The organism is uncultured Lamprocystis sp. (genome assembly GCF_903933125.1).
GTDB lineage: Bacteria > Pseudomonadota > Gammaproteobacteria > Chromatiales > Chromatiaceae > Thiodictyon.
In genome coordinates, this window is record NZ_CAIZIZ010000177.1 from 1 (window position 1) to 26,445 (window position 26,445).

Annotated in this window: 26 protein-coding genes and 1 pseudogene; 17 read left to right on the forward strand and 10 right to left on the reverse strand. The window is 62.9% G+C overall.

Annotated features, from left to right (window positions below; translation table 11 throughout):
* Positions 1 to 396 precede the first annotated feature (396 nt).
* From QZY03_RS08795 to QZY03_RS08805, 3 genes are all read left to right on the forward strand, one after another.
* Positions 397 to 954, forward strand: coding sequence for a hypothetical protein (locus QZY03_RS08795; RefSeq protein WP_295580142.1), 558 nt, complete (start codon positions 397 to 399; stop codon positions 952 to 954).
* A 714-nt stretch (positions 955 to 1,668) separates the two neighbouring features.
* Positions 1,669 to 1,962, forward strand: a complete 294-nt coding sequence (locus QZY03_RS08800) for a hypothetical protein (protein ID WP_295580143.1) — start codon at positions 1,669 to 1,671, stop codon at positions 1,960 to 1,962.
* A gap of 29 nt (positions 1,963 to 1,991) precedes the next feature.
* Entirely contained in the window at positions 1,992 to 2,921 is a 930-nt protein-coding gene (locus tag QZY03_RS08805) for a hypothetical protein (protein WP_295580144.1), read from the forward strand.
* Positions 2,922 to 2,983: 62 nt separating this feature from the next.
* On the opposite strand, the gene QZY03_RS08810 is transcribed toward QZY03_RS08805, so the two are convergent.
* The 5 genes from QZY03_RS08810 to QZY03_RS08830 all read right to left on the reverse strand — a co-directional run bounded on the left by QZY03_RS08810 (position 2,984) and on the right by QZY03_RS08830 (position 7,063).
* Entirely contained in the window at positions 2,984 to 4,060 is a 1,077-nt protein-coding gene (locus QZY03_RS08810) for a hypothetical protein (RefSeq protein WP_295580145.1), read from the reverse strand.
* Positions 4,061 to 4,167: 107 nt separating this feature from the next.
* Positions 4,168 to 4,947: an SDR family NAD(P)-dependent oxidoreductase gene (locus QZY03_RS08815; protein WP_295580146.1), complete on the reverse strand. Its 780-nt coding sequence runs from the start codon at positions 4,945 to 4,947 to the stop codon at positions 4,168 to 4,170.
* Complete coding sequence (locus tag QZY03_RS08820; RefSeq protein ID WP_295580148.1) at positions 4,944 to 5,645, reverse strand: SDR family NAD(P)-dependent oxidoreductase; 702 nt, start codon at positions 5,643 to 5,645, stop codon at positions 4,944 to 4,946. The genes QZY03_RS08815 and QZY03_RS08820 overlap by 4 nt, the downstream gene beginning before the upstream one ends.
* On the reverse strand, positions 5,642 to 6,136 hold the full coding sequence (locus QZY03_RS08825) for a 6-carboxytetrahydropterin synthase (RefSeq protein WP_295580149.1): 495 nt from the start codon (positions 6,134 to 6,136) through the stop codon (positions 5,642 to 5,644). Before QZY03_RS08825 ends, QZY03_RS08820 begins: the two co-directional genes overlap by 4 nt.
* 171 nt (positions 6,137 to 6,307) lie before the next feature.
* Positions 6,308 to 7,063, reverse strand: a complete 756-nt coding sequence (locus tag QZY03_RS08830; RefSeq protein ID WP_295580150.1) for a hypothetical protein — start codon at positions 7,061 to 7,063, stop codon at positions 6,308 to 6,310.
* A 237-nt stretch (positions 7,064 to 7,300) separates the two neighbouring features.
* Here QZY03_RS08830 and QZY03_RS08835 point away from each other — a divergent pair, with 237 nt between their 5' ends.
* From QZY03_RS08835 to scpB, 6 genes are read left to right on the forward strand one after another with little or no spacing between them, the layout of a single operon-like run.
* Positions 7,301 to 8,200: a PHP domain-containing protein gene (locus QZY03_RS08835; protein ID WP_295580151.1), complete on the forward strand. Its 900-nt coding sequence runs from the start codon at positions 7,301 to 7,303 to the stop codon at positions 8,198 to 8,200.
* A 28-nt stretch (positions 8,201 to 8,228) separates the two neighbouring features.
* Positions 8,229 to 8,852, forward strand: coding sequence for an L-threonylcarbamoyladenylate synthase (locus QZY03_RS08840; protein ID WP_295580152.1), 624 nt, complete (start codon positions 8,229 to 8,231; stop codon positions 8,850 to 8,852).
* A gap of 52 nt (positions 8,853 to 8,904) precedes the next feature.
* The gene (locus QZY03_RS08845) at positions 8,905 to 9,576 is read left to right on the forward strand and encodes a site-2 protease family protein (RefSeq protein WP_295580154.1); all 672 of its coding nucleotides are present in this window, start codon (positions 8,905 to 8,907) and stop codon (positions 9,574 to 9,576) included.
* Positions 9,577 to 9,591: 15 nt separating this feature from the next.
* The gene (locus QZY03_RS08850) at positions 9,592 to 10,809 is read left to right on the forward strand and encodes a tryptophan--tRNA ligase (RefSeq protein ID WP_295580155.1); all 1,218 of its coding nucleotides are present in this window, start codon (positions 9,592 to 9,594) and stop codon (positions 10,807 to 10,809) included.
* 5 nt (positions 10,810 to 10,814) lie between these two features.
* Entirely contained in the window at positions 10,815 to 11,639 is an 825-nt protein-coding gene (locus tag QZY03_RS08855) for a ScpA family protein (protein WP_295580157.1), read from the forward strand.
* Between the two features lie 54 nt (positions 11,640 to 11,693).
* Positions 11,694 to 12,299 carry an SMC-Scp complex subunit ScpB gene (scpB, locus tag QZY03_RS08860; RefSeq protein ID WP_295580159.1) on the forward strand — a complete coding sequence of 202 codons (606 nt, stop codon included), beginning with the start codon at positions 11,694 to 11,696 and terminating at the stop codon, positions 12,297 to 12,299.
* Between the two features lie 127 nt (positions 12,300 to 12,426).
* On the opposite strand, the gene QZY03_RS08865 is transcribed toward scpB, so the two are convergent.
* Positions 12,427 to 12,990: a DUF805 domain-containing protein gene (locus QZY03_RS08865; RefSeq protein ID WP_295580161.1), complete on the reverse strand. Its 564-nt coding sequence runs from the start codon at positions 12,988 to 12,990 to the stop codon at positions 12,427 to 12,429.
* A gap of 334 nt (positions 12,991 to 13,324) precedes the next feature.
* Here QZY03_RS08865 and QZY03_RS08870 point away from each other — a divergent pair, with 334 nt between their 5' ends.
* A complete protein-coding gene (locus tag QZY03_RS08870) occupies positions 13,325 to 14,134 on the forward strand; it encodes a Uma2 family endonuclease (RefSeq protein ID WP_295580162.1) in 810 nt (269 codons plus the stop codon).
* 11 nt (positions 14,135 to 14,145) lie between these two features.
* Here QZY03_RS08870 and QZY03_RS08875 read toward each other — a convergent pair whose 3' ends face one another.
* On the reverse strand, positions 14,146 to 14,574 hold the full coding sequence (locus QZY03_RS08875; protein ID WP_295580163.1) for a hypothetical protein: 429 nt from the start codon (positions 14,572 to 14,574) through the stop codon (positions 14,146 to 14,148).
* Between the two features lie 420 nt (positions 14,575 to 14,994).
* Between QZY03_RS08875 and QZY03_RS08880 the strand changes: the two genes are divergently transcribed.
* Positions 14,995 to 17,616, forward strand: a complete 2,622-nt coding sequence (locus QZY03_RS08880; protein WP_295580164.1) for a penicillin-binding protein 1A — start codon at positions 14,995 to 14,997, stop codon at positions 17,614 to 17,616.
* 120 nt (positions 17,617 to 17,736) lie between these two features.
* Here QZY03_RS08880 and QZY03_RS08885 read toward each other — a convergent pair whose 3' ends face one another.
* Entirely contained in the window at positions 17,737 to 18,663 is a 927-nt protein-coding gene (locus QZY03_RS08885) for a DUF6279 family lipoprotein (RefSeq protein WP_295580165.1), read from the reverse strand.
* A gap of 233 nt (positions 18,664 to 18,896) precedes the next feature.
* Here QZY03_RS08885 and QZY03_RS08890 point away from each other — a divergent pair, with 233 nt between their 5' ends.
* Both QZY03_RS08890 and QZY03_RS08895 read left to right on the forward strand, forming a co-directional pair.
* Positions 18,897 to 20,882 carry a fructose-1,6-bisphosphatase gene (locus QZY03_RS08890; protein WP_295580166.1) on the forward strand — a complete coding sequence of 662 codons (1,986 nt, stop codon included), beginning with the start codon at positions 18,897 to 18,899 and terminating at the stop codon, positions 20,880 to 20,882.
* Positions 20,883 to 20,894: 12 nt separating this feature from the next.
* Positions 20,895 to 21,425, forward strand: a pseudogene (locus tag QZY03_RS08895) (YqiA/YcfP family alpha/beta fold hydrolase); the annotation flags it as partial.
* Between the two features lie 39 nt (positions 21,426 to 21,464).
* On the opposite strand, the gene QZY03_RS08900 reads toward QZY03_RS08895, so the two are convergent.
* On the reverse strand, positions 21,465 to 22,673 hold the full coding sequence (locus tag QZY03_RS08900; protein ID WP_295580168.1) for a TraB/GumN family protein: 1,209 nt from the start codon (positions 22,671 to 22,673) through the stop codon (positions 21,465 to 21,467).
* A 147-nt stretch (positions 22,674 to 22,820) separates the two neighbouring features.
* Between QZY03_RS08900 and QZY03_RS08905 the strand changes: the two genes are divergently transcribed.
* Positions 22,821 to 23,243: a hypothetical protein gene (locus QZY03_RS08905; protein ID WP_295580170.1), complete on the forward strand. Its 423-nt coding sequence runs from the start codon at positions 22,821 to 22,823 to the stop codon at positions 23,241 to 23,243.
* An 88-nt stretch (positions 23,244 to 23,331) separates the two neighbouring features.
* On the opposite strand, the gene QZY03_RS08910 is transcribed toward QZY03_RS08905, so the two are convergent.
* A complete protein-coding gene (locus QZY03_RS08910; protein WP_295580172.1) occupies positions 23,332 to 24,126 on the reverse strand; it encodes an IPTL-CTERM sorting domain-containing protein in 795 nt (264 codons plus the stop codon).
* Positions 24,127 to 24,651: 525 nt separating this feature from the next.
* On the opposite strand from QZY03_RS08910, the gene QZY03_RS08915 reads away from it, so the two are divergent.
* The 3 genes from QZY03_RS08915 to QZY03_RS08925 are packed head-to-tail and all read left to right on the forward strand — an operon-like array spanning position 24,652 to position 26,391.
* On the forward strand, positions 24,652 to 25,212 hold the full coding sequence (locus tag QZY03_RS08915; RefSeq protein WP_295580174.1) for a cytochrome b: 561 nt from the start codon (positions 24,652 to 24,654) through the stop codon (positions 25,210 to 25,212).
* Entirely contained in the window at positions 25,209 to 25,772 is a 564-nt protein-coding gene (locus tag QZY03_RS08920; RefSeq protein WP_295580177.1) for a YceI family protein, read from the forward strand. The genes QZY03_RS08915 and QZY03_RS08920 overlap by 4 nt, the downstream gene beginning before the upstream one ends.
* A 31-nt stretch (positions 25,773 to 25,803) precedes the next feature.
* Complete coding sequence (locus tag QZY03_RS08925; RefSeq protein WP_295580179.1) at positions 25,804 to 26,391, forward strand: YceI family protein; 588 nt, start codon at positions 25,804 to 25,806, stop codon at positions 26,389 to 26,391.
* Positions 26,392 to 26,445 lie beyond the last annotated feature (54 nt).

The window sequence follows — 26,445 nt, forward strand, 5'->3', positions numbered from 1 at the left end:
CCCGAACCTAAGAGCCGCAGACAATGCCTAACGAACGCCCAAAGAGCGAGCGCGCGCCATCAAGGTTCTAACTGGTTTGCAGGGTCCGTGGGTGGCGCGCGCCGCCTTGGGCAACACGTTAGGCGTTGCCATGGATTAAAATCAGCCAGCGTAGCCCGCATTCCGCTGGCGTTCCATGCGGGCTACATTGGCTAGTCTGTCCTACGCAGGCTGTTGTTCCATAAGTGTTGATCGTATAAGTAAGTACATCAACACAATTGTTTATAAGAGATCAGAGATAAAAGAAAAAGAAAAAAATTTAAAAACAGACTTAACATAATAGCGCCATATAAAATATTCTGTTGGAGTACTTATGGCGCACAGTCGCATTTAGGAAACTGAGGAAACTGAGGAAATATGAACGCAACACAACTCTTTCTTGCTGTAGCTCTGGTTTCTACCACTTCATCTAGTTTCGCTCAAAGCTATGATCAAGGAGGTCAGCCGGGGCTGGCAGCATCTTCTCGGAAACAAATAGTTTTTTATGGAACTTTGGTATTTGATCCACCCACTCCATCAAATTCAACTTGCTGGGGACCAGGCGCATCCTTCGCGGCAACATTTTACCCTAAGAACGTAACAGGATCTGCTAATGCTAATTTTAGTTCATTAAACATTTTTGGTGCTCCGCTCGGTAATGGGCTCAATAGTATTGGCGGATTTTCGTATGCAATAAATGGAGGTAGTTTTACATCTAATTTTAAGTCTGTCATCGGGCAGGGCATTAGTGTAAATCTAGCTTATCACGCAGGTAAACCTTCATTTATAAAAGTTACAAGCCAAACACCATCAATATTGGCAAATACAACGAAAGCTGTAACGCTGGTAGGGCAAATAAAGAATCCGATCGGAATGATGGGTCAAGAAAACTGTATTACCCCATTTGTTATGTCGGGCGTCAATATTGCCTATTAGCTCATATTAAGGAAAGGAAAAGAAGGAAAAGGGTCCAGGCTCAATTATCAACCCAGAAAATGGCCTAACCTTTGGCTCAGAAGCGAGCGCGCACCACGAGAGTCGTGCTAATTCTCAGCGTCATCAGGGGCGCGCACCGCTTTAGCTTACGTTATCGCGCCGAGCAAAGCTCGGCGTCTCTTGCCGGGTGGAAGTCCCGGTCGGGTAAGGGTTAGCCGCCCGCCCGTATCGCGTGTTGGTCCTGCTGTGGAGTGGCGCAAGCCGCGAACAACATTGCGGGGCAAGCGTACACAGAGTATTCTGTAGACCGTAGGGGAAATCGCGTTCCCTGAAGTGCCCTTGTTCAGATCGGGGCAGCTTCGAGACCGCTAACCCGCGGATGGCGACAGTTTTAACGTACTGGAAGCCGACACGAAGCACCCTGACTGGCTTGTGGAGGTCCGTCGGAGTCCTCAGGCCGTGGTATGCAGAAAGAGAGACGTCGGAGAACTCGGGAAGCCCCGTGGGCTTTATGGATGAAGCGAGATGATGGAGCCGTCAGTGTTGGGACACGTCAGGGTGATGAACCTGGAAACGGCGTGGGCACGGGCCGAGTCATTGAGCATGGAAAAATGCACGTCCGGGATTGCGCCGGGGGCGCCGGGTAACCGGCGTTCCTACGGCGGAGGCTGAGCAACGAGCCATGATATTGCAATAAATTCTCAGGAGGTGGATATGTCGCGCGAACTTGAGGCATCCTTGGGCCTTGCACCGGTCACATCGCAGTCTGCCCGCGGTCTGTTTGCGGTTGTTCTATTTACTTTTCTCTCCTGCCTGCCGGTCTGGTCGGGTGCCTTCGATGTACTCACGGCAACTAACCATTCCTATCCAACGACCTGTGCTGAGGAAGATAACGTCAATGTGCCGCTGACCAGCAATTCCAAATTTGGGCGGCACCGCGCGACCTCTGGTGGATGCGGCGCGCGCGACCGCCGTGCCGAGTCCCTGAGACCGAGCGGCGCGCCTTAACCACCCTACAACGGAGACGGTTTCGTAGGGTGGATAAGCGCAGCGCATCCACCATCGGCCTCGCTGCCGACACGCTGTTGGCGGCGGCCACCCAAATTTGGAACTGCTGGCCGCTGACGGCTCACGCCGCAGCCTATTTTTCGGTGCAGGCGACCCATCCCGCGTACCAGATCACACGCACGGGTTGCGGTGCGGACTTCGACGCGACCATCTGTTGTGCCGCGGATTTCTCCGGCTGCCCGTCATCCGCAACGACCTCTGCCCGATTGCGCAGCGCGAGCCTCTCGTGTCAGAAGATCTTCGATGATGGCATCAATGCCTTTACCCTTTGCACCGAACTTTCCTGGTGGCGTCCTTCTGCCATGACCGTCACGATCGCTGGGGCCAACTTTGTGGGCCATCGGCTCGTGCTGAACCGCAAGATCGCCGACGAAGCATCCTGGCCGGAGGTTTTTGTGCTTTACGAGGACGGAAACATACGGCTCAAGCCGCATCCGCCGGTGGGGGTGCGGGATGTCTGTCTGGGAAGTTCCGTCATAGTCGGTCCGGCGGCCGTGGACCCTGTGCGGCCTTTCGTCGACATCGCGTCGGTAGTGATCGACCCGGCCGTGCCGTGTTTTGCCATCCAATACGCTGGAGGTGGCACCGCGCGTGCTTGTCTGAGAGTGGACCGTCATGCGGCGGTGCTCGACGTTATGCCTGCCTATGGCATCGCTCTGCCGCTTGTGACCTTCCGCTCTATGTGGGTGGAAGACGGCAATGCGGATGTTGATCATCTGGAAAGCGGCCCCACGAGCACGCCCATCCTGGGTCTCTGGAATGCCATTGGGGGCAGTACCTTGGCATTTGGACGCACCGTGCCCAGTTTGCACAATACCTCCGCCCCCGATATCACCATCAACGCGACCGACGTGGAGACGACTCTGATGCCGCGCCCCTGGCGGTGGTTCTTGCCATAGGTAAAAGGGAAATAGGGGTCCGGTAAAATGGGCCCTGCACAATTATGAAGCCTGAGAATGGCCTAATCCCGCAACAGCGGCTCCAGCAACTCCACGCTTGCCGTAATGCCGCTCGGCTCGACCGGCGCTGGCCGCCCGGCGGCGAGTAGCTCGGCGATGGGGGCAGCGAGCCGTCCTGCTTTGAGGTCCGCAAGGCTCAGTTCACGGGTGGGGACCTGGCGGCGAATCCAGCGATTGAGAGCGGGTTCCTCCGGCCAGTCCGGGCGCGGGACATGGATGACCGGTACGCCATTGCAGGCCGCTTCGGTATAGGACCCGTATCCAGGCTTGGTCAGCATCAGGTCGAATGAACCGAGCAGGTCGAGCAGGTCGAGTCTATGGTCGGACAGACTGGACGCATCACCGCGGGCGCGCCCCCCGAGATCGCGCACCACCCAGTGGACCTGATCCTGCTCCGGCCACGCCGTCAGTGGGTCGAATCCGGCAAAGCCGCCGAACTGCATCAGGGCCAGCGGCCGGTCGGCGGGGACGCCGAGGTGCTCGCGCAGTTTGGCGCTCTGGTCCGGGCGGCAATGGGCGATCGGTCCCACGTCGCGGGCGTTGGGCAGCCAGTCCATGGGCATGGCGGGGGCGGGGCGGATGAATAGATCCGCCGCGCCATAAATGCGCCGCATCCGCTCCAGCAGTGCGGTCGGAACCTGCGCCCGGACCGGGCATTCGCGCAGGATGTCGTACCAGGAGAGTGAACAGAGCCCGACGGCCGGGATCCCCAAGCGCCGCGCGGCGTCCAAGGGCAACCAGGGGATATCGGAGAGTACCAAATCCGGGGCCAGACGGCGCAGGCTGTCCATCTGGCGCTCGAGATGTCGGTCGTACTCGGCCTCGAAACGGTTGTATTCCACCAGGCTTTCCGCCCACCGGGTGATCAACGGCCCATCCATGAGGAGCACCGGGTCGGTCGCTTCCTGGAGATGGGTGAACCCTGCGGGCAGTCGATGGCGGGCGAACGCGGGGTCGATATCGCCCTGAAGTGTGACCTGGAGACCGGGTATGCGTTGGGTCAGGGCCTCAATGACCGGCGCGGATTGGGCCAGGTGGCCGTAGCCGTGGGCGCTGACGGCGAGGAGAAGGTGGGGCAAAGGTTCTGTCCTGATAAGTGATGAGTCTGTAATATACGAAAAGACGACAACGACAATGACCGGGACGGTGAAGGCACGCCCGCTGCCGCTTTCCGCTCGTATTATAATCAACCGAGTGTATAACCCGCGTCCACATTGAGAATGGTCCCGGTGATCAAGCGTGCCTGATCGGAGGCGAGGAAAAGTACGGCGCGGGCCACGTCCTCGGGCTCGACGATCTGCTGTTTGAGCACGTGCCGCCGCTCGACGATGCCCTCGATCAAGCCGGCCTCCTCCCCCCACATCGGCGAGGGCACGACACCCGGGGCGACGCCGTTGACCCGAATGCCTTCCGGCCCCAGGCCCAGGGCGAGGCGGCGGGTCAGCATGTCGAGTCCGGCCTTACTGACCGAGTAACAGGTGGAAGTGCAGGCGGCGAAGGGGTGTTGGGCACAGGCCGATGAGATGTTGATGACGACCGGCGCCGGGCTGCGCCGCAGGAGGGGCGCACAGGCCTGGGTCAGCGCAAAGGGGGCGATCAGGTTGGTCTCCAGGGTCGCGCGCCAGTCCTCGACACTCTCCTCCAGGGTGCCGCCGCCGCGGATCACCCCGGCATTGTTGATCAGGCAGTCGAGCTGTCCGCATTCGGCGTCGATGCGCTCCGCCAATGCGCGGCGGAACGCGGCGTCGGTGACGTCGCCGACCAGGACCCGCAGGTCGCCGCGGGCTACGGATTCCGGATGCCGTACCGCAGTCCGGTCGGCCGGGCTGCGTCCGAAGCTGTAGACCCGGTCCCCGGCGGCCAGGAAGGCGGCGACCAGGCCCGCACCGATTCCGGAACTGCCGCCGCTTACACAGATGACGCGGGCCGCGGGCGGATCGGTCGCACCGGTTCCGGTCGCGGTCATCGTTCCCGCTGCCCCAGGTTGGCATGGATCAGGGCGCCGTTGAGCACCGGCGCGGCGGCCGCGAAGGCGACCGCATCGGCGATCTCTTCAGGCGCGATCAGCCGGTCGAAGGCGGACAGGCCGGTGATGGCGGCCAGGGTTCCGGCATTGTCGCCGATGAGGTTGCGTAGTTGCTCGGTATCCGTGAATCCTGGGCAGATCATGCAGGTGTGGATGCCGCGCCCGGCCAGATCCTGGCAGGTGGCGCGCATCATGCCGACCAGGCCGTGTTTGGCAATGACGTAGCCGGCCACGCCCGGAACCGCCTTTTCGGCCAGGGTGCTGCCGATGTAAAGGATGCTGGAACCCGGCGGCAGGTGCGGAATCACGATGCGATTGATGGCATTCGGGGCGACCAGATTGAGTTCCAGCGTGGCCCGCAAGTCCGCACTGCCAAGGGTGTCGACCCGGTTTGACTGCATGATCGAGGCGTTGTGGACGAGACACAGGCGCGGCCGGTCCAGCAGCCAGGGCGACAGGGCGTCGGCCAGTCCATCGGCCGCGCCCGGCTGCGCCAGATCGCAGGGGATGTTGGTGACGCCCGGTTCGGGGCAGGGGCGGCGCGAAATGTTGATCACGCTCCAGTCGTCGCGACGAAAACGCCGGGCGATGGCGAGCCCAATCCCGGAGGACGCACCGGTGACGATCAAGCGGTTCATGCGAGCTCCCAGTGTGAAAAGGCCCATTGACCGGAGCCGGAGGAGACGCCGATCTCGATGGCACGGATGGCCCAGGGCGCCAGTTCGGGCCGGGCGCGCAGCCGGTTGAGCAGCAGGCCGGCCAATTCTTCAATGGTGACATTGCGGATCGGCAAGGGCAAACAGTCGCGCGCCAGAAAGGGGATCGGCTCCCGCGCGAACAGCGCGATCACCATGCCGTCGCGGTGTTCCAGAGTCAGGTAAGGCGATTGTTCCGGCAGCAATACGCGCTCGTCCAGCGCGTCGCAGAGTTCGCGCAGTACGCGCTTGAGCAGCACATAGTCGAAGGCCAGGCCGTCGGCGCCGACGGCGGCCGTGACCGCGCAGCGGACCTGGAAGTTATGACCATGCAGGTTCTCCCGCTCGTTGGCCGAGAAGATGGTGAAGTGGCCGGCGCTGAAATTCAGATATTCCTTGCTGATCTCGATGCGGGTCAGAGTCTCTGGCGGCACGGGTGGCTCCGGAAAAGGACGCGGCCGGTTGGCCTCTCGGTGACTCGGAGATAAGGGGCGTCGGGCCGGATCAAAGCCCATCGGCGAATCCAGCGGCGTCGCACGCAATCACCGCGCGAGGATCGGTCTGGGTCAGACGGGCATTCTCATCGCCCATGGCGGGAGAGATTGTCAGTGCAGCCGTTGGCCGGTGCACCAGCGGTCGTAGTAGCGTTGCATCAGTTCGCGAACTGGCGCCGGGTACTGCAGGGCTTCCATTTGGCCCATGCCCTCGCGGAAAAAGTCGGGGGCGTCTTCCGGCAGGTGCTCGACCAGGGAGTCGAAGGCGGCGACCATGAGGGCCGGTCGTTGACTGCGGGTGGCGACGATGGCCCGGTTGAGCAACAGGACCCGCCAGGGGCGGCTGGGAAAGTTACCCGAGTCCTGAATGCGCGCCGGGCTCATGCCCTCGACCATCTCCGTCATCAGTGCGTACAGTCCCGCCAGGTCGTCGGTCGCGTGCAGGGTGTTGGCCAACCCGGCGGTGGCGTTGACCACGAACTCCGGGCGGTCCAGTTCAGCCCCCAGGCGCAGCATCCAGCAGGTCAAGGCCAGGCTCAGACGCTCCAGGCCACTGGCCGTGCGCGGCAGGCTCAGGCGCTCGGCTTGGTCAGCGAGTTGGGCGAGCAGGTCGAGCCCGTGGGCCAGCAGGGCATCGGGCGTGCCGCCGGTCGCGGCATGCAGGGCGCGGGCGGATTCGGCCGGGGTGTTGGCCGCCGTATCGCTCAGGGTATCCAGGAGGTCGCCGAGACCGTCCAGCAAAAAACGCGGGCCGGAGTCGAGCACCCCTGGCCGCTCGTCATAGGCGCGCTGGAGATGCTCACCCAGGCGGGCGAGCTCGTGGCTGATATGATGGATGTCGACCGGGGGTAGCATACGGTAGATCATAGCAACCAGTCGGGCCGGTGTCTCCCCGCCAATCGCCTGTCATTTTAGGTCGAGGCGTTACGGTGAAAGTGCGTAATCAGGCCATCCTGGCCTGACGGCGTCGGAACTGGAACAGTCAGGGCTGGAAGCCTGACGACGCAGCCTCGCACGCCGGCAGTCGCGACAGTGGTGGTCAAGCGTAAAGTCCAAGTCGATTGGGAGGGTTGTGGTCGCGGCCAACCCTGTACAATAGTCGTCATGAACACGAAGATCGACCTGCACACCCACTCCACGGCCTCGGACGGCACCCTGACCCCGGACGCGCTGGTGGCGCGCGCCGCGGCGGCCGCGGTCGCGGTGCTGGCCCTGACCGACCACGATACCGTCGAGGGGCTCGATCAGGCCGCCGCCGCGGCCCGCGCCCAGGGTGTCGCCTTCGTTCCCGGGGTCGAGGTCTCGGTCACCTGGAGTGAACGGACCATCCACGTCGTCGGACTTTGCATCGACCCTGCCGATGCCGCGCTGCGCACGGCGCTGGCCGGAATCCTTGAATATCGCGACTGGCGGGCCGTGGAGATCGGTCGGCGTCTGGCCGACAAGGGCATCGCGGGTGCTTACGAAGGCGCCAAGGGATTGTCCAACGGCCGCTTGATCGGCCGTACCCACTTTGCTCGCTTTCTGGTGACCCAGGGGCACGCCCCGGATGAGCGGGCGGTGTTCAAGCACTTCCTGGTCAATGGGAAACCGGGGCATGTTCCCGGTGCCTGGGCCACCCTGGAGCAGGCCGTGACCTGGATCCGTGCCGCCGGCGGCCAGGCGGTGATCGCCCATCCGGCGCGCTATAAGCTGACGCGCACCAAGCTGCTGAAACTCCTTGGCGAGTTCAAGGAACTCGGCGGCGTCGGTCTGGAAGTGGTGTGCGGCAGCCACAGTCGCGACGATGCGCTGCACTTTGCCCGCCATGCCAGAGAGCAGCGGCTGCTGGCCTCGGCGGGTTCGGATTTCCACGGTCCGCAATTGGCCCTGTCGAGTCAGCCCTGGATCGATCTGGGCCGCCTCCCGGATTTGCCGGAGGGTTGTACGCCGATCTGGCAGGACTGGCCGGTCGTGCGAGCGATCGTTGCCGCCGGCGGGCGGGCTGTGGTCGCTACAGGATGATTCCCCAGGATTTCGGCAGTAGCAGGTTATGGCCCAATTTTTTCAGATTCACCCCGTCAATCCCCAGGCGCGCCTGGTGCGCCGCTGCGTCGAGATTCTGCTTGCCGGCGGGGTCATCATCTATCCGACCGACTCCTCTTACGCGCTGGGCTGCCAGCTCGGTGAAAAGGATGCGATGGAGCGTATCCGCCGCATCCGCCAGGTGGATGAAAAGCATAATTTCACCTTGGTCTGTAGAGACTTATCCGAGATCACGACCTACGCCAAGATCGACAATCGGGCCTTTCGGCAGTTGAAATCACTCACACCCGGGCCCTACACCTTCATCCATGAGGCGACCAAACAGGTGCCGCGCCGGATGCTTCACCCCAAGCGCAAGGCGATCGGCATTCGGGTCCCGGACAACGAGATCTGCCGGGCGCTGCTGGCGGAGCTGGATCAACCGATCTTGAGTACGACCCTGATCCTGCCCGCGGCGGAGCATCCGCTCACCGACCCCGAGGAAATGCGCGAACTGCTGGACAAACAGGTTGATCTGATCATCGACGGCGGTTTTTGCGGGCTCGATCCGACGACCGTGGTGGACATGATCAGCGAACCGCCGCAGTTGATCCGGGTCGGCAAGGGCGACCCCTCGGTGTTTCAGGAGTGAGCGGCGAGGAATCGCCGTCGAGGAATTCGCGGCGCCCCCGTATAATGCCGCAATGGAAACACTGAATCAGATCCAGTTACTCGCGGTGCTCGCCCTGCCGGTGATCCTCTCGATTACCGTCCACGAGGCCGCGCACGGTTGGGTGGCCAACCGCCTGGGTGACCACACCGCCCTGATGCTCGGGCGCGTCACCTTCAATCCACTCAAGCACATCGACCCGATCGGCACCGTTCTGGTGCCGGCGCTCTCCTTCCTCTTCACCGGGATCTTGTTCGGCTGGGCCAAGCCGGTGCCGGTGAATCAGCGCAACCTGCATCATCCGCGTCGTGACATGGCGCTGGTCGCGGTGGCCGGACCGGCCTCCAATCTCGCCATGGCTTTGGCGTGGGGACTGGCGATCCAGGGCGGTCTGCTGCTCTGGGCGACCAGCCAGTGGGTGGCGGTGCCGTTGATCTACATGGGCGCCGCCGGGGTGCTGATCAACGTCTTTCTGATGGTACTCAATCTGTTGCCGCTCTTGCCGCTGGATGGAGGGCGGGTGCTCAACGCGCTCTTACCGCCGCTGGCCGCCCGTTATTATTCCCGGCTCGAGCCCTTCGGGCTGCTGATTCTGATTGCCCTGCTGGCGACCGGCCTGCTGGGCGGTCTGCTTCTGCCGCTGGTGCTCGGCACCCTGGAGTGGCTGCCGGGCGCCGGTATCGTAAAAGAACTGTTCTTTGTTTGAACCGAGGCTCTTGACGTGACTTCCGTCTCTGCTACGCACGCCCGCGTGCTTTCCGGTATGCGCCCGACTGGCCGTCTGCACCTGGGCCACTACCATGGGGTGCTGAAGAACTGGCTGGCACTCCAGCATGAGTACGAGTGCTTTTTCTTCGTCGCCGACTGGCATGCCCTGACCACCCACTACGACAACCCGACCCAAATCCCGGAGAGCATCCGCGAGATGGTGATCGACTGGCTGGCGGCGGGGATCAACCCCGGTTCGGCAACCCTGTTCGTCCAATCGCGGGTGCCGGAGCACGCCGAGTTGCACCTGTTGTTGTCCATGATCACGCCGCTCGGCTGGCTGGAGCGGGTGCCGAGCTACAAGGATCAGCAGGAGCGGCTCAAAGAGAAAGACCTGGCCACTTACGGCTTCCTCGGTTACCCCCTACTGCAGTCGGCGGACATCCTGATCTACAAGGCGGGACAAGTGCCGGTGGGTGAGGATCAGGTGGCCCACGTCGAGCTGACACGGGAAATCGCCCGGCGTTTCAATCACCTCTACGGCCGTGAGTTGGGCTTCGAGGAGAAGGCTGAAGAGGCCAAGCGCAAGATGGGCAAGAAAAACGCCAAGCTGTTCGACCAGCTCAAGCGGGCCTATCAGGAGCAGGGTGACGGTGAAGCCCTGGCGGTGGCGCGTGCGCTGCTCGAGGGTCAGGCCAATCTGACCGTGGCGGATCGCGAGCGGCTGTTCGGCTTCCTCGAAGGCGGCGGCCGGGTCATTCTCCCCGAGCCCACGCCGCTGCTCACCAAGGCCTCCAAAATGCCGGGGTTGGATGGTCAGAAGATGTCCAAATCCTATGGCAATACCATCGCGCTGCGCGATGAGCCGGCCGACGTGGAAAAGGCGCTGCGCACCATGCCGACCGACCCGGCGCGGGTGCGGCGCACCGACCCCGGCGACCCGGAAAAATGTCCGGTGTGGCAGTTCCATCTCGTGTATTCCAATGAGGAGGTGCGCGAGTGGGTGCAGCAGGGGTGCCGTACCGCCGGAATCGGCTGTCTTGACTGTAAGCGCCCGATCATCGACACGGTCCTGGTGGAGTTGGCCCCAATGCGCGAGCGGGTGCGCGAGTACACAGCCCAACCTGAACTGGTGCGCAATGTGCTCAACGATGGTTGTGAACGGGCGCGGGCGGTTGCCCGCGAAACCATGGAGGAGGTCCGGCACGCCATGTCCCTGGTCATGCTGTGAGGGCCGTGGGCGACGCGCCGGACCAGCCTTTTGCCCTGGTGCAGGGGACGCCCTATCTCACCCTGCCACTGGATCTCTATATCCCGCCGGATGCGCTGGAAGTTTTTCTCGATGCCTTCGAGGGTCCACTCGATCTGCTGCTGTACCTCATCAAACGGCAGAACCTGGATATTCTGGATATCCCGATCGCCGTCATTACCGATCAGTATATTGAATATATCGATCTGATGCAGGGGCTCAAGCTGGAGCTGGCCGCGGAGTATCTGGTGATGGCCGCCATGCTCGCCGAGATCAAGTCGCGGATGCTGCTGCCGCGGCCGGAATCGCTCACCGAGGAGGAAGAAGACCCGCGTGCCGAGTTGATCCGTCGGCTGATGGAGTACGAGCGTTTCAAGCAGGCGGCCCTGGACCTGGATGCCCTCCCGCGCCTGGAGCGCGACCTGTTTGCCGTGCACGCGCAACTGCCGTCGGGGCACCTCAATCGCATCCCGCCGCCGGTGGACTTGCGGGAGTTGTTGATGGCCTTGCGCGGGGTCCTGGCCCGCGCGGACCTCTTTACCAGCCACCGGGTGGAGAAGGAATCGCTGTCGCTGCGGGAGCGCATGTCGATGGTTCTCGATCGGTTGCGCGGCGGGCAGTTCGTCAACTTCACCACGCTCTTCGACCTCACCGAGGGCCGTGCCGGGGTGGTCGTCAGTTTTCTCGCGATCCTGGAGCTGATCCGCTCGGCGACCCTGGAGCTGGTCCAGTTGGAGCCCTTCGCCCCCATTCACGTGCGGCTGCGCGAGGCGCGAGCGGGTAGCGATCCGTCGGATCAAGAAGAAGAGTAGCCCGCACATGAACGCAACGAAGGACGCTGTTGCGGCGGATGGCGCCATCAGCCGATGAGTACGCCCGGTCTGAAAGCGATTGTCGAGGGGGCCTTGTTCGCCGCGGGCGGTCCTTTGACGCTGGAACAACTCCAGGAACTTTTCGCGGAGGGGGAGCGTCCGGAGCGCGGTGCGCTGGTGGCGGCCATCGAGACCCTGGCCGCCGACTATGTCGGGCGGGGCATCGAGATCGCGGCGGTCGCCGGCGGCTGGCGTGTTCAGGTGCGGGCGCTGGTTGCCCCCTGGGTGGGCCGGTTGTGGGACGAGCGGCCGGCCCGCTACTCGCGCGCCTTGCTGGAAACCCTGGCGCTGATTGCCTACCGGCAGCCCATCACCCGCGGCGAAATCGAGGACATCCGCGGTGTGGCGGTCACCACGGCGATCATCAAGACGCTCACCGAGCGTGAGTGGATTCGGATCGTCGGGCACCGTGACTGTCCCGGCCGGCCGGCGCTCTTCGCCACCACGCGCAAGTTCCTGGATTATTTTGGCCTGCGTTCACTCAATGACCTGCCGCCGCTCGCTGAGATCCGCGATCCTGCCTTCGTGGCGGATGCATTGGATCTGGAACTGCGCGATTCGCCGCGGTCGGAGCCTGAGTTGACCGCCACACCGCGGTGACGGGAGCCAGATCCCTGGAGTTCGAGGATCAGCACGCCAGGATGAAGGTCCGCAGGGTCCGGTATCCGGCGGTGCCGGCCGGCAGACTGATCCGCACTGTCTGTCTGGCGCCGGCCGGCCGGTGGCATCAGTGACCCATGGCCGCGCTTTGGTATTCCATCAAGGCCGGCATGGCGATGGCGGCGATGATTCCGCCCACCAGTCCCACCACCATGAAGACGATCGAAATAATGCCTACCACGCGCTCCCAGCTTGGTGTGGGGCGCGGTGGTCCGAAGCGGTTGGCCGTCGCGTCCCCGCGCTTGAAGGCGAGCACGAGCACCGCCACCAGATTGGCCAGCGGGACGATCAGGAGGATGGACCACCAGCCGGCGGCGTTGAGGTCGTGGAAACGGCGGATGGCCAGCAACAGATAGACGACGAGGAACAGAATCTGCGGGATCAGCAGGCCGATGCCCATGAACAAGGGTAACGCCTCATTCGCCTCGGGTTCCGGCATGGCGACCACGCCGAGCCCCATCAGTCCGAAGACGGCGATCATCATCAGGACCCCGAGCACCAGGTTCCAGGCCAGCCAGCTCAGCCGGGTGAAACGGCCCTTGGGATCGAACGGGTTGGTGGTGTCGACCAGGCCCGCGGCGGGTCGGCTCACATCACTGCGGGGACTGGAGTAGGGATTGCTTTGTTCCATGGTCGGTCGCCTGTGTTGCGGTTTTTAGTGGAATGTTCCGCGCCGGGAGTGTGCGGCCCGCGGCCGGTCAATACATACCAGCGCCTGGGTATTTAGCCGGATCGGCGCCGTTGGCGCAAGCACGGGGCGGCTCAAGCCAAAGTATACTGGGGTCAATCCGGAGCACCCCGTCAATCCGGAGCATGATTGAGGCATTTGCGCTGTGACGAAAAAACCCCAGCATCTAGTGTCTGCGAGGTATCAGCAACCACAACATCTTGGCACAGCGCAAGTGCCTCATGATTTTCCGGCAATCGCTACCTATTCAGGATCAGTGCCCGAGAGGTCTCTTGCCATGTCCCAAACCGCCGAGGATTTTTACCTGGCCTTCGCCCAAGGCCGCGAGCCCGACAGCGACGAACCCGAGATGGAAAGCTCCCTGCACTACGATCAACTGGCCCTCCTGGTCAGCACGCTGGAGTGGCACTGGCGTGACCGGGACGATTTCTTTATCGGCGCGAACCTCAGTGTCTATTTCCGGCGTGACCAGTTCGCCCCGCGGGAGCTGCGCGGACCGGATTTTTTTCTGGTGCGCGGGGTGGAGCGTCGACCACGACGTTCGTGGACCGTTTGGCTGGAGCAGGGGCGGTACCCGGATCTGATCATCGAACTGCTGTCCGATGAGACCGCCCGCACGGACCGGACGGCTAAGAAGTCGCTCTACCAGGACGTTTTCCGTACTCCGGAGTATTTCTGGTTTTCACCCGACACGCATGATCTGGCTGGCTTCCACCTCGTGGATGCGCGGTATCAGCCCATCGCGACCGACCCGGCAGGCCGGATACCCAGCGCCATGCTCGGCTTGAGTCTTGGGGTGCATGAGGGTCTGCTGCGGTTCTTTACCCCGGATGGCGCTCTGGTCCCGACCCTGGCCGAATCGGTGGTTCAGGAGCAGGCGCGAGCGTCCCAGCAATGGGCGCGAGCCGACCAGGAGCGCGCACAGGCCGAGCGGGAGCGAGGTCGGGCCGATCAGGAGCGGATACGGGCCGATCAGGAGCGGATGCGGGCCGATCAGGAGCACGCCCAGGCTGCGCAGGCGCGGGCGCGCGCGGATCAACTGGCCGCGCGCCTGAGGGCGCTCGGTATCGACCCCGAGGCGCATTGACGGAAATCGCTTCAGCGCGTGCTCGGCACCTGGACCCCACGGTCCGCCAGCCACTGCACATCGAGCCCCCAGGTCACGGATTGGACATCGGGCAGTGCCTGCACCACATCCATTGCGCGCTTCTGGTGAGCCACCAAGGACTGCTGGGCCTTGACCATGGACGGATGGTCATCACTCAGGCCAGCCAGTTCCGGATACACGATCGGCAGGAAGAGGATAGCGGGAAAGGCCGCGGACCTTGGTGTCGACAGGGTTGCAACGCCGTTTTCCAGAGAGAGGACGCGAAACTGGTAGGGGTAATCAGCGACCGCCGGGTCGGATTCTAGAATGCGGTTGATCTCCCACACCCGGGGTTGCCAGGTCGAGCGCATCCACATAACGAATACGGCGAGGACGATGATGCCAAGTACGACGCTATAATTTCGGGTAAAGCGATCCACGAGTGATGACCTCCGGGAAGGGGTTCGGGCTGGGTTTGGATGATGGGGCCGCCGTGATACCGGCCGACCGACTGCGCAATGCTATGGAAGACGGGGTGCCGCTGCATTGCGTATCCGCAGGCAAGCGCACGGAGTAGCGCGCGGATGATGCGGCCGGCGGGTCGCCGGCGCGGATCATTGAGGCATTTGCGCTGTGCCCAGATGTTGTGGTTGCTGATACCTCGCAGACACTAGATGCTGCGGTTATTTCGTCACAGCGCAAATGCCTCACATTGGCGGTGCCTTGTCATCGTGTAGAATCGCGGTTTTACCACCACACGAGTGAGGCTCGTACCGGCGGTGCGCATCCGTGCGTGACCCGGGCGGCCGGAGTTGAGCGTGCCAAGAGTGAGCGATAACGACCCACCGCGAAGGGGTGACATGCCGGTTGGTGGAAAATCCTCGGCGACCGGGATCCCCAGAATCGGACCTGGAGCTGACCGGGCGGTGGCCGCGGCGGCGGAACCGGCGCGCCGGTCGCGGGCGGCCCCAGCGGCTGCCGCACCGACGCGGCCGGCACGGCGTCGCTTGCGCCGCGCACCGCGAACCGTCTTCGGTTGGCTCCTGCACTATCTGGCCCCTTTGGGGACGCCTCTGCAATTCCTGACCCTGGGCTTGTTCGGGGCGGCACTCTTCGTCAATGTGACCCTGCCGGAGCTGCCGGATGTGAAGCAGGGGTTGAGCGAGGTTCAGCTCCAGGAGCCGCTGCGCGTCTATAGCGCCGACGGCGCCCTGATGGCCGAGTTTGGCGTCGAGCGGCGGCAACCCATGGCCTTTGCCAAGTTTCCGCCGCTGCTGATCCAGGCCTTTCTGGCAACGGAGGACAGCCGTTTCTTCGAGCACGGCGGCATCGACGTGGTCGGGATGGGCCGCGCGCTGGTCAACTACGCCTCCACCGGCATCAAGGCGCAGGGCGGCAGCACCATCACGATGCAAGTCACCCGGAACTTTTTTCTGTCCCCGGAGAAGACCTTCCGACGTAAGCTCGCGGAAGTGCTGCTGGCTCTGCATGTAGAAAAAACCCTCAGCAAAGAAGAGATTCTGGAACTCTATCTGAACCAGATCTTCTTCGGCCATCGGGCCTATGGCGTCGCGGCGGCCGCCTCGCTCTATTACGGCAAGGACCTGTCCGAACTCAGTGTCGCCGAAATGGCGATGCTTGCCGGAGTTCCGAAGGCGCCCTCGTCTAATAACCCGGTGTCCAATCCGGAGCGCGCGCTCGAACGGCGCAACTACATTCTCGGCCGCATGCTGGAACTGGGTTTTATCGATCAGACCCAGTTCGACACCGCCGTGCAGACGCCTGATCTGGCCAAACTCCATGGTCAACAGGTGGATCTCGAAGCCGGCTACGTCGCGGAAATGGTGCGGCGGGAGATCCAGAGCTATTACGGTGAGGCGGCGGCCAAGCAGGGCCTGCGGGTGACCACGACCATCGATTCCCGGCTGCAAACCGCGGCCCAGGAGGCCTTGCGCAAGGCCCTGCGCCAATATGAGCGGCGCCATGGCTATCGTGGCGCCGAGGCGAATGTCGACTTGGCTGGGGCCTCCGAGGCGGATATGGACGCCTATCTGGAGGGGGTGGCGCGCGTGCCTGGCCTGGAGCCGGGGCTGGTGACCGGCATCGAATCGGGGACCGCGCGGGTGTACCTGGGTGGCGGCCGCTGGACGACCCTGGGGCTCAGTCAGGTGAGCTGGGCACGGCAGTTCCGCAACGCCGGGTGGCGCGGCGGAGTTCCTCGCCGGGTCGCCGACGTGGTGGCCAAGGGTGACCTGATCCGGTTGCGTCGCGATCAAAAAGGCCAATGGGAATTGAGTTCCATCCCGGCAGTCACCGGAGTGCTGGTCACCCTCGCACCGCGCGACGGGGCGGTGCAGGCCATGGCGAGTGGTTACGCTTACACTGAAAGCCAGTTCAACCGGGCCGTGGACATGCGTCGACAGCCGGGATCGAGCTTCAAACCCTTCGTCTATGCCGCCGCGCTGAATGAGGGCTGGACCCCGGCGAGCCTGCTCAAGGATGTGTCGGTCAAGGGCGTCGGGAACTGGAGCCCGAAAAATTCGGACGGGCGCGAGATGGGACCGGTCCGGATGCGCAAGGCGCTGGCGTTGTCGCGCAATCTGGCGACCATCAACCTCCTGCAGAGCGTCGGTCTCGATGACGCGAGCCGCTTCATCCGTCGTTTCGGCTTCGAGGTGGATCCGAAAGTCCTGGGTCCGACCATGGCGCTGGGTACCATCGAGACCTCGCCGGTGAAGATGGCGGAGGGGTATGCCATCTTTGCCAACGGCGGTTATCACGTCCTGCCCTATTTCATCGCTCGCATCGAGAACGCCAACGGGGATGTTATCTACGACGCATCGCCGCCGCGTGCCTGCTCCGATTGCTGGTACCGCTACGGGAAGGACAAGCCCGCGCGGACCGAGGCCGCCGCGGGTGAGCATCTGGCCGAACAGGTCATCGATCCGCGCATTGCCTACCAGATGACTTCCATGATGCGGGATGTCGTCGAGCGGGGGACCGGCACCCGTGCCCTGCGCCTCAACCGCAAGGATATTGTCGGCAAGACCGGCACCACCAATGATGTCCGCGACTCCTGGTTCTGCGGCTACCAGGCCGATTTCGTCACGGTGGCCTGGCTGGGCTTCGATAACAACGAGAAGCTCGGCCGCGGTGAAGAGGGCGGGCGTGCGGCCCTGAGCATGTGGACCGACTACATGGACGATGCGTTAAAAGACAAGGCCATTGCCCAACTCGACATGCCGCCCGGGATGGTCCGGGTCCGGGTCGATGGCAATCGCGGTACCGAAACCAAGTCCACCGGAGGTCTGATCGAGGTGGTGATGGAGGAATACCGGCTGATGCTGATGGGGCCGGAACCGGTGTCTGCCGGCGGTTTGGACGCGTTGGGTGCCAAGAAAAAGACCGCCGCGGTCAAGCCGAAGACCCAGGCCGCCAAGCCCGCACGCGCGGCGCCCAAGGTGGTGGACGACCTCTTCTAGTCCATCAATCCATTTGATCACGGGGCGCTACGATATCCTCGATCACGACAACGACAAAAAGAACGATAACGGTGCTGAAATCATTCCCTAACCGGCTTATGTTCCTGTTTCCCGCACCGTTCAAGGCCGTGGCAGTTGTACTATCGTCTCGCTGCCTGCGGTCGGGCAACCGACAGGCACGAGCCGCGGTGCTTTTTGCAACTGCATGAGGTCATCCCGCAGCGACTTCAGCCGGCTGTTCAGTCGTTTGCGCTGGGCTTGATCCAGGGTGGTCCCGAGCCGGATCAGCAGTTCACCCACGCGCTCACCGATCGCGTCCCCGGCCGCGGCCAAGGCCGGGGGCAGGTCCTGATAATCGACCAGCCAGGCGCTCAGGAAGCGCTCGATCCTGGTCGCGTTCGCGCCGGCGCGCAGCAGCGTGATCAGTTGCTCCCGCTTGCGCGTGCGGTAGTCCAGGAGCGCCTCGGTTGTGTCCGGCATCCGTCCGGTCACGTCAGCGACCAGCGTGCGCTGTGCTGCGCTCAACAGGCCGGTCCACTCCTCGATCGACTCGACATACCGCTTGGTGCGCTTGCGCAGTTCCCGCCCGACATCGCGGGTTCCGGGCTTGATCCGGTCGTCGGCGTAGTCCGCCGCGAAGCGCTGCTCCAGTGCCTGCACTTGAGCGGGTGTCAGCCCCGCCAGCAAGGGCGCCGCCGCCGCGGTCGCGAGTCGGGCGTGACGCAGATAAAGGGTCCGGAACGCGGTGGTCAGGCAGCGGGTGTTGGTCTGGTCGAACCCGTTGACACTTGCCGTATGCAAGGCGTCGAACAGGCCCGCAAGACCCGGCAGTTCCTCCGCCCGATGCGTCTTGAGCGCGGCCTTCAGGCTCGGCTCCCAGCGCGCCAGTTGCTCGCGGTCCAGCTTCAGGTAGTCATCCGCGTAGCGCTTGATGAGGAACTCGGAGGTGCCGTAGGCAATTTGCAGTTGACTGCAGCCGGCGAGGGCGGTTGCCACCAGTAACAACAGCAGGGTCGGCAGGAGGCCGCGGATGCAGGCGTGTGTCATATGAAAGCGCTGCCTCTGAAAGCTCAACGGGGGGTGCCCCCGCCATTGACGCGCGTCGCGTTCGGGGACAGGATTCACGGCTGAAATCGAACCGCCAGCTTCCTAGTACTGGGATCGATCCGATCGCACGCAAGGGCCGCCGCTGTACGGTCGGCGAAGTCCTGTGGTTAAAATTAGTTCTGACTCGTTACCAAGGGTGCCAGACACCGTGCCTGGCCGAACCTGAGTGAACCATGCCCATGCCCAAGAACGCTTCCGATGTCACAACGAAGTACCTGAACCTGTTGGCGGAGAAGTATCCGTCGATTCAGGCTGCATCAACGGCTATCATCAACCTGACGGCTCTGCTGCAACTCCCGAAGGGAACTGAGCATTTTCTCTCCGATGTCCATGGTGAGCATGAAGCCTTCGAGCATGTCATTCGCAATGGCGCCGGATCGATCTGGCGCAAGATCGACGCGATGTTCGGTGACTCGATGACGAAACCCGAACGGCGCAATCTGGCCACGCTGATCTACTATCCCGAGCTGAAAGCGCCAATGATGCTGGGGGCCGTCGCCGACAAGGACGAATGGAGCCGGCTGACCCTGATCCGTCTCGTCAAGTTCTGTCGTAGTCTCACCGCCAAGTACCGTCGTGAAACGGTGCGTGGCTTTCTGCACAGTCATGTTGCCGACACCATCAAGGAACTGCTGTATGATCAGCAGGGCGTCGAGTCCAAGACGGCGTATTACCAGAGTCAGATCGACACCATCGTTTCGACCGGCAGCACACTGACCTTCATCACCACCCTCGCTGAACTGATTCAGCGCCTGGCCGTGGCGAAACTCCATATCATCGGCGACATTTACGATCGCGGCCCGGGCGCGCACACCATTCTCGATTTGCTGATGCAGTACCATCAGGTCGATATCCAGTGGGGCAATCACGACATTCTGTGGATGGGGGCGGCGGCCGGCAGTGAGGCCTGCATCGCCAACGTCATCCGCTTCAGCCTGCGCTACGGTAACATGGAAACGCTGGAGAACGGCTACGGCATCAGTATGTTGCCGCTGGCCTCGTTCGCGCTTGAAACCTACCAGGACGACCCCTGCGAGCTGTTCGCTCCCAAACTGCCCAAGGAACACAGCTTCACCAGCCAGGAGATCCGCCTGTTGGCGCAGATGCAGAAAGCGATCACCATCATCCAGTTCAAGCTGGAGAGTCAGGTGATCAAGCGTCGTCCGCACTATCTGATGAACGATCGTCTGTTGCTCGATAAGGTCGACTATGCGCGCGGCAGCATCAGGCTGGACGGGGTGGACTATCCCCTGCTGGACCACCTGTTCCCCACGATCGACCCGGCCAATCCGGATGTCCTGACGCCTGAAGAGCAGGCGGTGATGGACAAGTTGCTGCAGTCCTTCGTCAACAGTCGCAAACTGCAGCAGCACACGCGCTTCCTCTTTGCCAACGGCAGCCTGTATTTGGTCCATGACGGCAATCTGCTCTATCACGGCTGTGTCGCCATGAATGACGATGGTCAGTTCCGTGCCTTCAATGTCGATGGCAAGTCCTTTACCGGCCGGGCGTTTCTCGATCGGGTGGATCGGCTCGCGCGGCAAGGCTATTTCGATATCGATAACCCGGCGCAGAAGCAGTACGGCATGGATGTCATGTGGTTCTTGTGGTGCGCGCCCCAATCACCGCTCTTCGGCAAGGAGAAGATGGCGACCTTCGAGCGTTGTTTCATCGCCGACAAGGCGACCCATGCCGAAGAGCGCAATCCTTACTACGCATTGCGCGACACGGAGGACAGCGCGCGCAAGATTCTTGCCGAATTCGGTCTCGACCCGGACCGCGGCTGCATCATCAACGGTCATGTGCCGGTGAAGGTCGGCAAGGGCGAGCGGCCGATCAAGGCCAACGGCAAACTGATCGTCATCGATGGCGGCTTCTCGCGCGCCTATCAGAAAGAGACCGGTATTGCCGGCTATACGCTGATTGCCAATTCACGCTACCTGCTGCTTGCCGCGCACCAGCCCTTCGAGTCGACGCAAAAGGCCGTATCGGAGGAGCTCGATATCGACACCGAGACCGAGGTCATCCACACCTATCCGCGCCGGATGTTGATCGGCGATACCGACCGCGGGCGTCACATCCAGGAGCAGATCGACGAATTGCATGCGTTGTTGCAGGCGTATCGCGAAGGGTTGATCAAGGAGCATCGTCTCGACTGAGTCACCGTCACCATGCTTATCTATCTCCACGGACTCAACAGCTCCGGCCGGTCGGCCAAGGCGTGCGTTCTGCGCGAGCGTCTTTCGCCCCATGCGGTATTGGCGCCGGACTATCCGGCCCATCGACCGGCCGCGGCGGTGCAGCGGTTGGGTGATTTCTTCGCCGAACTGGGGGAGGTCCATCCCGCCGTCATCGGCAGTTCCATGGGCGGCTTTTACGGCCAATGGCTGGCGCGTCGTTTCGTCTTTTCGCATCTGTTCCTGATCAATCCGGCGGTCACCCCCTGGGACCTGCTCCTCTCGCACCACGGCGAGACCATGACCACGGCGGACGGCGAGTCCTATCAGATCACCGCGGACCTGATCGAGGCGACCCGCCCCTTCGGCATTGCCGACCCGTGCGATGGCGTGCCGACGACGCTCTTCCTGGACCGCGGCGATGAGGTCATTGACTACCGCATCGCCCGGACCTGTTATCTGGACTGCGGTCGGCTGATGATGTGGGACGGTGGGGATCATGCCTTCCAGCATCTGGACGCGGCGATCACGGTGATCCGCGATCATCTGGATCGAGTCCTTGTGTCACCCCAGCAGCTTCCCCGCGATGTGGAAGCCGCCGATATAGGTGCCGATGCCGGCCCCCAGGGTGCTCAGCAAGAACACGACAAAAACCCGCGCGACCCGATTGCGCCACCAGCCGCGAATCGTGGCGACATCACCGCGCAGGCTGCTGAAGTCGCCGACACTGGGTTTGCGCAGGGACAGTTCAACCACCCCGGTGACCATCCCGGCGCCGATGGCCGGATGGAGTGTCGTTAGCGGTGCTGCCAGAAAGGCCGCCAGCACGGTCAGGGGGTGGCCGCCGGCAATCAGGGTGCCCAGTGCGCAGAGCCCGCCGGTGATCAGTATCCAGGAGACTACCAGGTCGAAGCCGAGCGCGGGGCTCTGCACGAATCCCCAGGCGAGTCCGCCGATGATCAAGAGCAGGAGCAGCCAGGGCAGGACGGACGGCCAGCGGCTCGGTTTCGGCACCTGCTCCAGCGCCGTCAGTCGCGCCTGGCAGTCATCGCAACCCGCGTTGAGCGCCCGGGCGATGCCTTTCAAGTGCCCGACCCCCACCACCACCAAGACGCGCTTGACCCCGTTGCGCTCGGCCTCCAGGCGGAGCTTGGCAGCCATGTAATGGTCGCGCTCGTCGATCAGCGGGGCGTACAGGTCCTGACGGTCCTGGGCGAACTCGGCAAAAGCGGTCTCCAGCACGTCGCCCTCCTTGAGCCGTTCCACCTCATCCTCGGTGACCTCGTCCGTCGTCAGCAGCGCGGCCAGGAGGCCGACGAACAGGCTGTAACGTTTCCACCAGCTCAAGCTCGCCGAGATCCGGCGCAGGGTGATGCCGATTTCGCGATCGATGAGGAGCACGGGCAGGCCGCGCTCGCGGGCGAGGCGCACCGCGGCCCGCTGCTCGGCCCCGGGCTCGATGCCGAACTGATCGGCGAGGCGTTGCTGATACGCCGCCAGCGCCAGGTTGGCCACCACCATATAGACGCGCCGCTGCCGGATGACCGAGAAGAGGTCCATCTGAGCCAGGGACTTGGGGTCCATGAGGGCGGCGTAACGGCTGCGGCACAACTCCACCGCCACGGCGTCGTACTCCCCGCTGCCGATCAACTGCTCGACCTGCTCGACGCTGATGCGTGAGACGTGCGCGGTGCCCAGCAAGGTGAGGCGGGTCTCGCCGAGCACAACCTCACATTGGGGTTCATCGGGTGGCGAGGCGATGGGTTGCGGCATGGGGCAGGTCCTGCGGCGGTCGCTCACGAGGCGTGGGCGAGCATCATAACCCAGGGCGGGGGATCGGGGTGCCGTTGGTCGTCGTCGGGAGATCCCGTAGAATCCTGGATTGCAGCGCAGTCCGCTCGCCTTTTCACTGGAGTCAGGATGAAGCACAAGCCTTTAGGCGGTCGGGTCACGGCCGTTGCCCTCGTTGGTCTATTGCTCGCCAGTTGTGGCACCATCGAGAAAGACAAGCGCGCGCTGGGCCTTCAGGCAGCCACCGCCGCCTATCAGTCAGCCCTGCGCTGGGGATATTTCGAGACCGCGTACGGTTACCTGCACCCGGACCAGCGCAAAGACAAGAGCAAGGATCTGCCGCCGGTCTTCACGGATCTGCGCGTTGCGGGCTACGAAGTCGTGCAGCCGCCCCTGATGCAGAATCCGGGAGAGGCCGTCCAGGTCGTCACCATCGACTACCTGTACGAAGACCGACAGGTAGTGAAGACCATCACCGATCGTCAGACCTGGACCTACGATACGAAGCTCGATAGTTGGTGGCTCTCCTCCGGGATACCGCAATTCCAGTAAGGCTCTGGGGCCCGACTTGCCCTCATGTGCGCCCCTCATTCTTGAAGTGAAAATCGGGAAACACTTGATGGGCCGTTTCTAAGTAAGGTCAGGCAGGTGTCAGGCGCTCTGTACCGCGTGTGCTGCGCAGCCGCGGTGTGCAGGCCGCGATGCCGACGACGGACAGGGCCATCAGGATCAAACTCCACTCGGAAAGTGTCGGAATAGGATTAGAGGCAGAAGGGACGGCTCCGCTTGAGCGCGACACGATGTTCGCCACCAGCTCGAAGAACTCGGCGTTGCTGCCGACATTACTACCCGGGAACAGGTTCATGCCCTGCACGCGTCTGCTGGCACTCCGGGCGATCATGTTGATTCCGGCGCCATCAGTGGCGAGCAGCGTCGCGCCGGGGGCGAGAGTGGGATGTGCGAAGTTACTGTTGTGGAAGTAGCTCACCGCGCTCAAGGTCACGCCGCGGAAAATTGGGTCCGCGGGCACGACGGCCGTCAATGACCCACTCACGTCGCCGGTGGTCGCAATGCCCAGGGGGTTGTAGCCGGCGGTCTGCACGCGGCCGGTGATCGCCCAAGGCTGGCTCATACCGTAGGTTGCGACCGTCACGATACGGCCGGCGTCGACGGCATCGGCCAGCACATCGCCAAGGCCGATCGGATCCAGCGGAATACTATTACTATATGCGAGGATGACATCATACTGAAGCACTTGGGGGAGTGTCGGCGTGCCCGATCGCGCGTCGAACACGGCAACCGACGCAAACTTGCCGCTCGCCGTCATCTCCGCTGTCGGCGGGTTGCTGTCCGCAGCAACGATCAGCAAGTCCGGGAGCGCCTGCGCCGCTGCTGCCGTGAAGAGTAAAGCGCCACCAAGCGTGATGGCGCGCATGAGCCTATCGATTGTCACCACGATATCCTCTAATACCACTAAATGAACCAGGATAAATCATTGCATCTCGCGATGCAATCGGCATCTGGAACCCGTGCTCGGTCTGGCGGCAATGTGCCCGAATGCGATTCAGGAGGCGCGTTTTCGCTCTTTTCTCCTCAGATCGAGGCATGCGCCGTTCGGATCGTGTTGTCCAGAGCAGATGCTGCAGGAAAGTAAGCCAACACTCACGCCCCGAAGACTAGCGCATTTGGTCCTCGGACCATGTCATCGTCAGCACCGTCTTCCGGCAACCGCAGCGCCCTCCACTACGGCAACCGACATCGGCATCGCGGCCTGCGGGACTGCTGTGGCGGCATCGCCATGTGACCGGACGGCTCAATACATCCGCCGACCGGCCGGGGTTCGCGGATGCAGTGCGGTTGCGCGTCGCCGCTGTCCGGGGCATTGAAATCGCGATCGAGACTCGCCACGCTGTAGACCGAACCAGGACTAACCGTCAAGTACCGGCAAAGACCACAGTCTATGAGCTCAACAACCCCTTACTCCACCCCCGCCAAACTCGCCCACTGGCTGATCGCGGCGCTGATCCTGGCCGCTTTCCCGCTCGGGCTCTATATGCACGAATTGTCGCTGTCGCCCGAGAAGCTGCGCCTGTACTCCTACCATAAGTGGATCGGCATGACCGTGTTGTTGCTGTTCATGCCGCGGCTGCTGTGGCGCCTCGTGCGGCCGCCGCCGGCACTGCTGCCGGGTCCCGCCTGGCAACTCAAGCTGGCCGAGGCCACCCACTGGCTGCTCTACCTGCTGATGGCGGCCGTGCCGCTGTGCGGCTGGCTGATGAGTTCGGCCAAAGGGTTCCAGGTCGTCTATCTGGGCCTGGTGCCGCTGCCCGATCTGGTCGGCAAAGATCAGGCGCTGGGCACGCTGTTGGCGGATCTGCACAGCAGCCTCGCCTGGGCGCTCATGGTGTTGATCGTGGTGCACGCCGCCGCGGCGCTCAAACATCATCTGATCGATCGGGATGACACGCTGCGCCGGATCTTGCCCTTCGTCAAATTGCCCTCCGGAGAGACTCGCTCATGATCAACCCGCGCCTTGCCTGGTCCGCCGTCCTGCTCCTTGCCGGGGCGGCACAGGCCGTCGAGTTCACTGAGATTCAGCCCGCGGATTCCAAGCTCGTCTTCACCTCCAAGCAAATGGGGGTGCCCGTGGACGGCGGTTTCGGTCGACTCAGTGGGCAGATCCGCTTCGATCCGGCCGCGCCGTCCGCCGCCAGTGCCCGGCTGGAAATCGATCTTTCGAGCATTGATGCCGGCTCCGCGGAGGCCACCGAGGAAGTGGTCGGCAAGCAATGGCTCAACGTCAAGGCGTTCCCGACCGCCGGGTTCCAATCCACCAGCGTCAAGGCGCTGGGCGGCGACCGCTTCGAGGCCGTTGGTCAGTTGACCATCAAGGGCCGGACCCGCGATATGACCGCTCCCTTCACCTTCAAACAGGAGGGCACCGCCGGGGTGTTCGACGGGGTCTTTGTGCTCAAGCGCCTTGACTTCGGCATCGGCGAGGGCACTTGGTCGGATGTCAGCACGGTCGCCAACGAGATTCAGATCAAGTTTCACGTCGTCGCCGGTGCGGCGCAGCACTAAAACGCCTTACAACCACACCGAGAATACACTCATGAATAGACTGATCGCCCTGGCCGTCACCGTCACCCTGTCCGGCGCCGCCGCGGCGGCCCCCGAGACCTACATCATCGAAGGCAGCCACACCTTGCCGCGTTTCGAATACAACCACTTGGGCTTGTCCAACCAGGCCTCGCGCTTCGACACCACCACCGGCACCATCGTTATCGATCGCGTCGCCAAAAGCGGCTCGGTCAATGTGAGCATCGACACGACCTCGGTGAACACCGGGTCCGCCAAGTTCAACGAGCACCTCCAGGGCGAGGACTTTTTCGACACCGCCAAGTATCCGACCATCACCTACACATCCGACACCCTGCGGTTCAAGGACGACACCCTGATCGGCGTGGACGGTAACCTGACCATCAAGGGCATCACCAAGCCGGTGGCGCTCAAGGTCGAATCCATCCTGTGCAAGCCCCACCCGATCATGAAGAAGGCCGCGTGCGGCGCCAACGCCATCGCCAAGATCAAGCGTTCGGAGTTCAATCTCGGCAAATACGCTCCCGCCGTGAGCGATGACGTGACCCTGATCATCCCGGTTGAGGCCTTCAAGCAAGAGGACGCGGTCATCAAACCGTAGGGTCCGCTGCGCGGACCGGACCCCGCACCCGCACCCACACCCAGACGACATTAT